At 32.1% G+C, this 10,701-nt stretch carries 11 protein-coding genes; 6 read left to right on the top strand and 5 right to left on the bottom strand.

Annotated elements, in window-relative coordinates; translation table 11 throughout:
* The 4 genes from MTX13_RS07415 to MTX13_RS07400 all read right to left on the bottom strand — a co-directional run.
* Positions 1-1,019, bottom strand: a 1,019-nt coding sequence (locus tag MTX13_RS07415) for a hypothetical protein (RefSeq protein WP_250433842.1), incomplete at its 3' end; no start/stop codon positions are given.
* Positions 1,020-1,025: 6 nt separating this feature from the next.
* Positions 1,026-1,205, bottom strand: coding sequence for a hypothetical protein (locus MTX13_RS07410; protein WP_250433840.1), 180 nt, complete (start codon positions 1,203-1,205; stop codon positions 1,026-1,028).
* A gap of 192 nt (positions 1,206-1,397) precedes the next feature.
* Positions 1,398-3,053 carry a tetratricopeptide repeat protein gene (locus tag MTX13_RS07405; protein ID WP_250433839.1) on the bottom strand — a complete coding sequence of 552 codons (1,656 nt, stop codon included), beginning with the start codon at positions 3,051-3,053 and terminating at the stop codon, positions 1,398-1,400.
* Between the two features lie 62 nt (positions 3,054-3,115).
* The gene (locus MTX13_RS07400; RefSeq protein ID WP_250433838.1) at positions 3,116-3,448 is read right to left on the bottom strand and encodes a single-stranded DNA-binding protein; all 333 of its coding nucleotides are present in this window, start codon (positions 3,446-3,448) and stop codon (positions 3,116-3,118) included.
* A 283-nt stretch (positions 3,449-3,731) separates the two neighbouring features.
* Here MTX13_RS07400 and MTX13_RS07395 point away from each other — a divergent pair, with 283 nt between their 5' ends.
* The 4 genes from MTX13_RS07395 (at position 3,732) to MTX13_RS07380 (ending at position 7,037) form a co-directional block, all read left to right on the top strand.
* Positions 3,732-4,631 (top strand): hypothetical protein, encoded by a 900-nt coding sequence (locus MTX13_RS07395; protein ID WP_250433837.1) that lies wholly within the window; start codon positions 3,732-3,734, stop codon positions 4,629-4,631.
* A 384-nt stretch (positions 4,632-5,015) separates the two neighbouring features.
* Positions 5,016-6,158, top strand: coding sequence for a serine hydrolase domain-containing protein (locus MTX13_RS07390; RefSeq protein WP_250433836.1), 1,143 nt, complete (start codon positions 5,016-5,018; stop codon positions 6,156-6,158).
* Between the two features lie 4 nt (positions 6,159-6,162).
* On the top strand, positions 6,163-6,687 hold the full coding sequence (locus MTX13_RS07385) for a DinB family protein (protein ID WP_250433835.1): 525 nt from the start codon (positions 6,163-6,165) through the stop codon (positions 6,685-6,687).
* 2 nt (positions 6,688-6,689) lie between these two features.
* On the top strand, positions 6,690-7,037 hold the full coding sequence (locus MTX13_RS07380; protein WP_250433834.1) for a hypothetical protein: 348 nt from the start codon (positions 6,690-6,692) through the stop codon (positions 7,035-7,037).
* Positions 7,038-7,044: 7 nt separating this feature from the next.
* Here MTX13_RS07380 and MTX13_RS07375 read toward each other — a convergent pair whose 3' ends face one another.
* Positions 7,045-7,512: a CBS domain-containing protein gene (locus MTX13_RS07375; RefSeq protein ID WP_250433833.1), complete on the bottom strand. Its 468-nt coding sequence runs from the start codon at positions 7,510-7,512 to the stop codon at positions 7,045-7,047.
* Between the two features lie 121 nt (positions 7,513-7,633).
* On the opposite strand from MTX13_RS07375, the gene MTX13_RS07370 reads away from it, so the two are divergent.
* Positions 7,634-9,934 (top strand): M28 family peptidase, encoded by a 2,301-nt coding sequence (locus MTX13_RS07370; protein WP_250433832.1) that lies wholly within the window; start codon positions 7,634-7,636, stop codon positions 9,932-9,934.
* 71 nt (positions 9,935-10,005) lie between these two features.
* Positions 10,006-10,701 (top strand): tetratricopeptide repeat protein, encoded by a 696-nt coding sequence (locus MTX13_RS07365; RefSeq protein ID WP_250433831.1) that lies wholly within the window; start codon positions 10,006-10,008, stop codon positions 10,699-10,701.

Here is a 10,701-nt window from a genome sequence, read left to right as displayed (position 1 = left end):
GCTACATTGGCTACTATATTGTCAAACTCTGTTACAGAATAGTTGTATGTGTTGTTGCCATCTGTTAATTCGATATCACCATCTACCCATGCTCCAATTATTGGATTGCTTGATGTTGATACAAATACATTGGCTGATGTTTGGTCTTCAGAGAAAATTGGTAAAAATACATTGCCTGATTGAGCTTCTATTGTACTACAGTTTACATCTACTGTTCCAGTTACATCACATGCGCCTGGTCGTGTAAAGGTATAGTTGTATGTTCCAAAGGCTACATTGGCTACTATATTGTCAAACTCTGTTACAGAATAGTTGTATGTGTTGTTGCCATCTGTTAATTCGATATCACCATCTACCCATGCTCCAATTATTGGATTGCTTGATGTTGATACAAATACATTGGCTGATGTTTGGTCTTCAGAGAAAATTGGTAAAAATACATTGCCTGATTGTGCCTCTATCGTGCTACAGTCTATTACTACCGTACCTGTTGTATCACATGCGCCTGGTCGTGTAAAGGTATAGTTGTACGTTCCAAAGGCTACATTGGCTACTATATTGTCAAACTCCGTTACAGAATAATTGTACGTGTTGTTGCCATCTGTTAATTCAATATCACCATCTACCCATGATCCTATTATTGGATTGTTTGATGTCGATACAAAGACATTGGCTGATGTCTGGTCTTCAGAGAAAATTGGTAAAAATACATTGCCTGATTGTGCCTCTATTGTACTACAGTCTACTACTACCGTACCTGTTGTATCACATGCGCCTGGTCGTGTAAATGTATAGTTGTACGTTCCAAAGGCTACATTGGCTACTATATTGTCAAACTCCGTTACAGAATAATTGTACGTGTTGTTGCCATCTGTTAATTCAATATCACCATCTACCCATGATCCGATAATTGGATTGTTTGATGTCGATACAAATACTGGTGCATCAGTTTGACCGCATTGTCCATAACCAATAAAGGCTAAAAGGGAAAACACTATTACAAAGTAAAATTTTTTCATAATTAATTATTTAGGATTGTTGTTAGTATTATTTTTCTTTTCTATTTCTTCAAAAATTTTTGTCATCCCCACTTTTAAGGATTCATTTTTTTTGATTAAATCTTTTAATTCATTATCAAGATTTTTAAGCTCCTCTGATTCCTGTTTAGAAATCTTGGAATTTTTTGAGTTGTTTGATTTATCCAATTTGATTGTTGTTTTGAGTAAAACTATTTTAATCAATTGATAATGGAAGGGTAAAGGCTATTACAAAAAAGCTACAATTTGAAAAAAGTGTACTACAAAATCACTACAAGTAGTCGCAACTAATTGTTTTACAGATTTTTAAATCGTAATTTTTTTAATTAGAAAAGTGAGTAAAGTTTAAAGATTTAGAGTCTATTTTAGACTTTTTAGATAGGCAATAAGATTTTCATCTCTATCAATATGTAGCTTTTTACGTAATCTAAATCGAGCCATATTGATGCTTTTAACAGATTGATGTGTAATGGCTGATATTTCTTTTGTAGACATATTTAACCTTAAAAAAGCACAGATTTTTACTTCGTTCAATGTTAGGTCTGGGTGATTTTTATGTAGTTCATTATAAAAATCTTTATGCACTTCCTTAAATCGAATTTCAAATTCCTCCCACATTTTTGTAGAAGAATTTTGTCTTATTTCATTTATAATTTGTTGAATTAAATCTTTATTATCTTTTTTTGCATCAGGTTTTAGTTCAATAAGTTTTTTGGAAATAGAAGTTATGAATTCGTTCTTTTCCATGAGATACATCATATTAGAAACTAATTCTTTCTTTTTATATTCAAGATCCTGATTTAATTTTTTTCGTTCTAATAATAGATTTTCTTCTTTTAATTTAAGTTTGGCATTTCTGTTTCTCTGATTAATATACAATAGTATAAGAATTACTGCCAGTAAAACGGCAAATCCTGCAACTGCAATATATCGCAACTCTCGGTTCTTGTATTCTGCTTCTTTATAAATGCGTTCAATTTCATTCTGCTTTAGAATCTCATCGAATTCATTTTGCATTTTAAGCTTGGTTAGCTGTTTTACATCGTATTCGTCTTGATATTGCTCATTAAAATCTATATAAGTTTTATAATACACCAATGAAGAATCTACTTGCTTGGCTTTATCATAAATTTCAGCTAATATTTTAGCACTCTTGAAAATATTTATTTTGTACGAATTAGCTTTAGAGAGTTTTATTCCTTTTAAAGCATATTTTTTAGCTAAATTTAATTCGCCTTCCTTAAAATATAATTCAGCTGCATTAGTATATATTGAGGCTTCATAAAATGATGACGGTCCTGTATTAAAAGAATCACTTTTATCTTCAATAGCATTTAAGGCCATTTCCAAATATTCACGAGCCCTATTCGTATCATCGCTTTTTAAGTATATTTCAGAAATTGAGTTATAAACAGAAGCTAAACTAACCCAGTTTTCAGTTTTCAAATGATAAGTTGTTAAATTTAAATAGCGATTAATAGCATCTTCATCATTCCCTACTATACTTTGAATTAATGCTACATTATAAAGTGGATATACTGAATTGGCTTCATCGTTATTTTCTAAAAACAATTTGTAAGCCTCTTCAAAGCTATTTTTTGCATCATCAAAATCTTCAATTTGTTTATATACCAATCCAATATTATTATATAAATGAGGAATTAGAGATTTAAATTCGTTTTCTCTCGAAAGTTTTAAGCACTCTTGATATAATTTTAAAGCATCTATGTGATTATTCTGCGCAAGATTAATGTTGCCCAATCGCATAGTATTTTGCGTGTATGCAAATAAACTATCTGTTTGTTGGAAAATATTTCGAGCTTGATTGTAGTATACTTTTGCTGAATCTAAATTATTCTGCATTATATAATAGCGACCTAATTCAGCTGATTGCTGACCTTTTTCAACAGAACTTTTGGCTTTATACAATAGCGTGTGCAAACTATCTATCTGATTACCTTGGGCAAAAGTCAACAAACAATTTAACAGAAATAATAGACGAACAGTTTTCTTCATTATTTCAAATATAAAAAAAGAGCAGCTTTTGGCTGCTCTTTTATAACTGAATTAAAGTAAATCTATTTACTCAACATCAATAACTCGTTACAAATTATTTCTGTCATATAACGTTTATTACCTTCCTTATCTTCCCAAGAGCGGTTAGTTAATTTACCTTCTATGGCAATTTCTTGACCTTTAGTCACGTAGTTTTCAACCACTTTTACCAAGCCACCTTTTACTACGATATTGTGCCAATAAGCACGTTCTACTTTTTGGCCATTTTTATCCTTATAGCTATCATCTGTAGCTAAAGAGAATTTGGCCATTTTGTTTCCGTCTTGAAAGTTTACAATTTCTGGATCTTGTCCTAATCTACCAATCAACTGTACTTTGTTTCGTAATGCGTTCATAATTTTAAATTTTAATGTTAAACAGTTAATACTATTGAACCTTTATTGATTCAACACTGCAAATATGAGACAGCTTACAAGTTTTATTCGGTTGTTACCTATTTAAATTCGTTTGTAAATGTTTGTTGTCGTTTGTAAATGATTAATTTATTATATTTACTTTTTGTAGGTAATTTAACACATCTGCAATTTTACGTGTTTACTCAATCAAATGGACTATTTACTCATTCCGATTTTTTTTTGCTAAAACACCTGAATTAGATTTGATAAAGAATTATAGTAAATGAAAAAAACAGTCTTTATCTTTTTTTTGATAATTACCTCATTCTCATTTGGACAAAACCTTACCGAAAAAGTTGGAGAAATTGAAGTACAATTAATTTATCATTACTTCAAGACAGATTCATATGGCAAACCAACAAAGAAAAAAACAAATAGAAAAAACCGACCTCACACAAAAATGTATTTTGATTCAAACGGTATTTTATTGAAAAAAATTGGTTTTGGAAAACACCACAATACTGATATAAGATTAACCGATTTTATTGAAGTTTATAAATATGACAATAAAAAACTAACTCAAACAATTGAATATGAATCTGATTATCAAAAGCATATTTACCCTTATTGGAAAACGGAATATATTTATAATGAAAAAGGACAGTTAATAGATGACTCTATGTTTTATTATAAAACAGATTCTCTTTTTCATAAGACAACCTATGAATATGATTTAAATTCAAATAAAATCAAATCAATTTTCAATCCAACTTATTATTATCAAAGAGATTTTGACTCAATAAATAGAATAATTTCTTGTAAACAAATTTATGACAGTAAATTAAGGTGGGAATGGAACTATACATATTCTGACAATCAACGAATCGGAATTTTCCAAACCCATTATAATGACGGAAAAGATTACTCTAAAAAAGAAATCCAGACTTTTAATGAAAATGGACAGCTAATTGAAACACAAGAAAAATATATCTCAAAAAGTGGACTTGAAGAGAAAGTGAAGATTTTCTACGACAAAAATGGAATAATATCTAAAATTGAGCAATACGAAACATACGGAAGTGAATATGTATTTGTTTCTTATACAGATATTAAGATTAAGTCAAAATTAGAATTGAATTCAAATATTGCAGAAAAGATAAATGAACAAATTGAAATCGAATAAAAAACACTTACAACAATAACTATAATTCATCGCTTCGGTTTTTCACGCAACGAAATCATAGTCGAGACCGTATTTGCATTATATACAGGCTTTGGTTTTTACTAAAAAACTAAAAGCATCTTATGGATTAAAAGCATTTCTCTTAATCTATTAGTCACGTAAAGCCCTTAAATACAAATCATATTTCCAAGACATATATAGAAAATACGCAATAGCAATAACTATAAGTGCTATTACAAACCATTTGAGTAGCCAAAAGAAAATATCTATCAGTTTTTTACCGAGTTGCTTCATTGCGTTACTTATGGTATAAATTTATGATTTTTAATTTTTGTGGTAAATTGTATATAGATGCCTATATTTAGGCATCTAAACGTATAAAAAATGAAAAACCATCTTTTAATAGTACTCCTTTTTGTAAGTATTTCGTTTGGATACTCGCAAATCACTGAAAAAGTTGTACTAAACGACTCTGTAAAAACACTATTAAATGCTACGGTAAAAAATGGGCAAATTCCTGGCATAAGCTTTTCAATTATTGATAGTGATGGCAACATCAAAAACTATACTGCTGGTTTTTCTGATGTTGAAACCCAAACAGAGCTTACTTCACAAAAAACTTTTTTATCAGGCAGTATTGGTAAAACCTATGCGGCCACTTTAGTATTTAGATTGGTGGAATCTGGTAAAATTGATTTATTTAAAAAATATATAGATTACTTTCCGGGTACCAAATGGTTATCAGAACTACCAAACATAAACGACATTACGGTTGAAATGTTATTACAACACACCAGTGGCTTGCCACGCTACGTGTTAAAGCCCGAAATTTGGAATGCTTTACATGAAGACCCCAATAAGGTTTGGACATATGAAGAGCGTTTAAAAGTTATTTTTAAGGATCAACCTGTTCATGACGCTGGAAAAGGTTGGGCGTATTCAGACACCAATTACATTCTGTTGGGAATGTTAATAGAACATGTTACCGGCAACACTTATTACGATTTAGTACAAGATGTTATTTTAAAACCTTTGCAATTAACACACACTTATCCGTCAAACCAAAGGTATATTGAAAATTTAGCACAAGGGTATTCTAAATTACCACCTAGTTTTCATGTGCCACCAAAAACGGTAAAAGATAAAACCTATTACATGAATCCACAGTTGGAATGGACAGGTGGTGGTATGGCTTCAACTACTGAAGATTTAGCCAAATGGGCAAAAGATTATTACGAAGGCAAGCTGGTTTCTAAAACCAGTTTAAAAAGCATTACAACACCAAACCCAAACGGCAAAAATATAGAAGGCACCAGTTCTTATGGCATGGGAAGTTTTATTTACAAAACAAAACATGGCGAAGCCTTTGGACATAGTGGTTTTATGCCAGGCTTTAATGCGCTTTTTATTTACTACCCTAAATTGGGTATAGCTGCTGCCTTGAATATTAATTGCGATTACGCAGTAGGTGTTTTGAATATGAATACGTTAATGGATACTTTAGTTTCGATAAGCACTTCAGAGTGATAAAATGACTTTTAATTTAGAAAAATCGATAGAAGTTTTAGAGCGAACACCCAAAGCATTGCATATGTTACTAATAGGACTATCTGATGATTGGATTTACAGTAATGAAGGCGAAAATACTTGGAGTCCATTTGATGTTGTTGGTCATTTGATTCATGGCGAAAAAACCGATTGGGTCCCTAGAATAAAAACTATTCTAAACATATCTGAAAATAAAATGTTTGAACCCTTCGACAGGTTTGCACAATTTGAGGATTCTAAAAATAAACCCTTACATACTTTGTTAGGTGAATTTGAAATGTTACGATACCAAAATTTAACCTATTTAAAAACATTAAACATTTCTAACGACCAGTTGTGTTTAAAAGGGCAGCATCCCGAATTAGGTCAAGTGACTCTTGAGCAATTAATTGCAACTTGGGTAACTCACGATTTAGGTCACATAACCCAAATATCTCGCGTAATGGCTAAACAGTACAAAAATAATGTTGGCCCTTGGATACAATATATCTCCATCTTAAATAACTAATTATGCAAAAACAATGTCTTGAATGTGGTGAAAAAATTGTAGGACGAATTGACAAAAAATTCTGCAGTGATGGTTGTCGCAATACCTATAATAACCGTATAAATAAGGATAGTAAAAACCTGATTAGAAACACCAACAATTGGCTTCGTAAAAACTATCGTATTCTTGAAGAGCTTAATCCAGATAAAAAAACAAAAACGTCAAGAGCTAAACTTATTGAAAAAGGATTTGACTTTAATTATATAACAAGCATATATACCACAAAAGCTGGAACCGTTTATTACTTTGTGTACGATCAAGGTTATTTACCTTTAGAAAATGATTTTTATGCTTTAGTAAAACGCGAGTAATAAGCTACTATTTCCAGTTTTGACCTTTAAGTTCTAAAGCTGCTTTTAAAATATCTTTTTGGCTAATCTGCCCAACCAATTTACCTTCTTCAACAATTGGGAAACGGCGTCTTTTAGAGTCTAAAAATTTTTTGGCAGCATCAAAAACATTCATGTTACCATCAATGGTTTCTACATCCTTAATCATTCGTTTTTCAACATTGTCACTTTCCATTGGCATGTTGTAATAACGGCTATCACTAATTTGTTTTAAACAATCACCCTCTGAAATTATTCCTATCAGCTCATTCTTTTCATTAACAACTGGTCCACCAGAAATTTTGTTCTTAATAAGTATATCAATAACCTCTTCTACAGATTGTTCTGCTTTAAAAGTTATTAAATCGCGTGTCATATAATCGCAAACTCGTAATGGTTTCTCTATAGTATCATTATTTTGTTGCTTTCTTGCTCCTTGAAAACTTTTTATACCCATAATCTTAAATTTACTTGTAGTCAATATACCAATTTTTAGACTGTTTTCCTATTGCAAGTTTTCAACACAACAAGCCATGTTAAAATTGTTTACTTTTATATCAAACTAATGCGCTAATAACATGTCTAAACGAATTATAGCTTTTTTGTTAATTGCTCTAGCCGTATACTGGAGTTTTTCGGTATTACTCCCAAATACCATTTCAGATATTGACACACCAGACTCAAAATTTTCTACACACCGCGCTTTGGTACATTTAAAAGCAATTTCAAAGCAACCTCATTATGTTGGTAACGCCAATCACAGTGAAGTTAGAAATTACCTCATTTCAGAATTGGAAAAATTGGGTTTAAAAACACAAGTGAAAGAAGGGTATTCCATGGGACCTTGGGGAAATCTATCAAAAGCAAAAAATATTTTAGCGCGTATTAAAGGAAATGATTCCGAAAAAGCCCTACTCTTATTATCACATTATGACAGTAACCCACACTCTTCTTTTGGAGCCAGTGATGCAGGTTCAGGTATTGTTACCATTTTAGAAGGTGTTCGTGCTTTTTTGGCTGAAAACAAAACTCCAAAAAACGATATTATTATTTTATTTAGTGATGCTGAAGAGTTAGGATTAAATGGTGCTGATATTTTTGTAAATCAACATCCCTGGGCAAAAGATGTTGGGCTCGTTCTAAATTTTGAAGCTCGTGGAAGTGGTGGCCCAAGCTATATGCTTATTGAAACCAATCAAGGTAATGCTAGTCTCATGAAACATTTTGTTGAAGCCCATCCTGAATATCCTGTGGCTAATTCGTTGGCATATAGTATTTACAAAATGCTACCAAACGACACCGATTTAACACGGTTTCGTGAAGATGGGGATATTGACGGTTTTAATTTTGCTTTTATAGATGATCATTTTGACTACCATACGGCTTTAGACACCTATGAAAGACTGGATAGGAACACATTGGAACATCAAGGTAGTTACTTGATGCCTTTACTATATTATTTTGCTGATGCCGACTTAACCAATATAAAAAACAACGAAGATTATATCTATTTTAACGTGCCTCTGTTTAAAACAGTAATCTATCCATTTTCATGGATTATGCCCATGCTTATTTTGTCTATTGTACTATTTGTTGGCCTATTAGTTTACGGACTCAAAAAAGAAAGCTTGTCATTAAACCAAATTGGCAAAGGGTTTATTGCCTTTTTTACTGCCTTAATTCTTTCTGCTGCTAGTGGGTTTGTATTATGGAAATTACTTTTAAAACTTTACCCACAATACCAAGATATGCTTCATGGGTTTACCTATAACGGCCACACCTATATTGCTGCATTTACATGTTTGGCATTGGCCATATGTTTTATGGTTTACCATAAGTTTTATGCTTCAGAAAACACAGCCAGTTTATTAATTGCACCTCTTGCTTTCTGGATAGTAATATGCGGTATAGTCGCTTTTGCGTTAAAAGGTGCTAGCTTTTTTATCATTCCAGTTTTATTTGGCTTATTAAGCCTGCTTGTTTTAATTAGGCAAAAAGAACCCAATATATATGTATTGGTGTTTTTAAGCCTACCTGTAATTACTATTATGGCTCCTTTGGTTAAAATGTTTCCGGTAGGATTAGGCCTTAAAATTTTATTTGTATCCTGTATTTTAGTTGTGCTGATTTTTGGGTTGTCAATAAGTGTTTTTGGGTCTTTCCCAAAGAAAAATAGGTTAGCCTATCTGTTTTTAAGCCTAACTATTGCCTGTTTGGCTGTATCGCATGGTCGAGCTTCTTTTTCAGAAGACAGACCCAAACCTAACAGTTTGCTATACGTACTCAATAGTGATGATAAAACTGCTGTTTGGGCAACCTATGATAATGTGTTAGACGATTGGACGAAGATACATCTAACCGATAGTCCTGAACCGGCTTCAGAATTACAAGAAAACACAATTGGCAGTAAATATAAAACTGGTTTTACATTTACCAACAAAGCCGAATTAAAATCTCTTCCAGAACCTTCCATCACTATTTTGCAAGACACGGTTATTGGAGACAATCGTGAAGTTGCCGTTCAAATAAAATCTAATCGTCAAGCAGAACGTTTTGAAGTATTTTCAGATTCAACCAATATGTTTAAACGATTTACAGTTAATGGTGTGTCTGCAAAACGGGAAAATAATTCTGATTATGTTTTTGAAAAACGATGGCAAAATAGGCTCTTTAGTTATTACGTTTCAGATAATGAACCGCTTGAGATGTATTTTGTTGTACCCAAAAATCAGCAGACTCGTTTCACGATTTACGAAGCTACTTTTAATTTGCTGGAAGATCGAAATTTTAGAGTTTCAAAGAGAAAGCCTAATATGATTCCAAAACCTTTTGTACTAAACGATGCCGTTGTTGTCAAAAAACAATTGACCATTAAATAATTAACCCGGTTTTAAGAGATTGATTGGCTATTTTTTATAGTTTTGGGGCAAGATTAAAAAACAGATACCTCATGAAGAAACTAGTAGTCATTCTTTTACTTTTTATAACAGCTAATACCGTAGGACAAACCAATCAGGAATTGCTGAAACACTACGAAGCTTATTATAAACAAATGAAGCAACAAGGTGATGTGCAAGGCGTAATAAATGGCCTAACCCATTTAGCAGTTTTGGAACCCAATCAAGCCAGAAAAGATACTTTGGCATTAATTTACATGAGCGAAGGCATGCATGTGCAAGCCTTAAACACCGTAGGTATAGAAAACAATGCAGCCGATTCTGAAATAGCTATCGAGGTAAAAGCCGTATCGTTAAAAGCCCTAAATGAAACCGAACGTGCTTTGGTGTTTTTTGAAAAACTGTTTAACAGAAATCCTAATGTTTCTGTGGCTTATGAATTGGCAGAATCGTATTTACAGACCAATCAATTGGAAAAGGCAAAAACCTATGCCGATTATGGTGCTGAAAATTCTACTGACAAAATGGGCAAAACCTTTTACGAATCGCAACAACCCTATCAAGTACCTTTGAAAGCCGCTTTTATGTATTTACAAGGTTTAATTACGTTTAACCAAGATAAAACTGCCAATATTGACGCTGCTGCTTCCATTTTAGAAGAAGCTATAAAATTGGCACCTAACTTTAATTTAGCACGATTAAGCAAAAACGCTATTTTAAACCAAAAGCCCAAACCAAAAGAAGATTAA

Origin of the sequence: Hanstruepera flava, from assembly GCF_023634025.1 — a bacterium.
Classification (GTDB): Bacteria; Bacteroidota; Bacteroidia; order Flavobacteriales; family Flavobacteriaceae; genus Hanstruepera; species Hanstruepera flava.
Note: the sequence above shows the minus strand (reverse complement) of the source record. Positions and strands in the feature narration are given on the sequence as shown.

Bases quoted from the DNA above. Each gene is read 5' to 3' on its own strand.
- MTX13_RS07380 (WP_250433834.1), top strand. From the start codon at position 6,690: ATGCAAAAACAATGTCTTGAATGTGGTGAAAAAATTGTAGGACGAATT.
- MTX13_RS07390 (WP_250433836.1), top strand. From the start codon at position 5,016: ATGAAAAACCATCTTTTAATAGTACTCCTTTTTGTAAGTATTTCGTTT.
- MTX13_RS07375 (WP_250433833.1), bottom strand. From the start codon at position 7,512: ATGGGTATAAAAAGTTTTCAAGGAGCAAGAAAGCAACAAAATAATGAT.
- MTX13_RS07405 (WP_250433839.1), bottom strand. From the start codon at position 3,053: ATGAAGAAAACTGTTCGTCTATTATTTCTGTTAAATTGTTTGTTGACT.
- MTX13_RS07400 (WP_250433838.1), bottom strand. From the start codon at position 3,448: ATGAACGCATTACGAAACAAAGTACAGTTGATTGGTAGATTAGGACAA.
- MTX13_RS07365 (WP_250433831.1), top strand. From the start codon at position 10,006: ATGAAGAAACTAGTAGTCATTCTTTTACTTTTTATAACAGCTAATACC.
- MTX13_RS07370 (WP_250433832.1), top strand. From the start codon at position 7,634: ATGTCTAAACGAATTATAGCTTTTTTGTTAATTGCTCTAGCCGTATAC.
- MTX13_RS07385 (WP_250433835.1), top strand. From the start codon at position 6,163: ATGACTTTTAATTTAGAAAAATCGATAGAAGTTTTAGAGCGAACACCC.
- MTX13_RS07395 (WP_250433837.1), top strand. From the start codon at position 3,732: ATGAAAAAAACAGTCTTTATCTTTTTTTTGATAATTACCTCATTCTCA.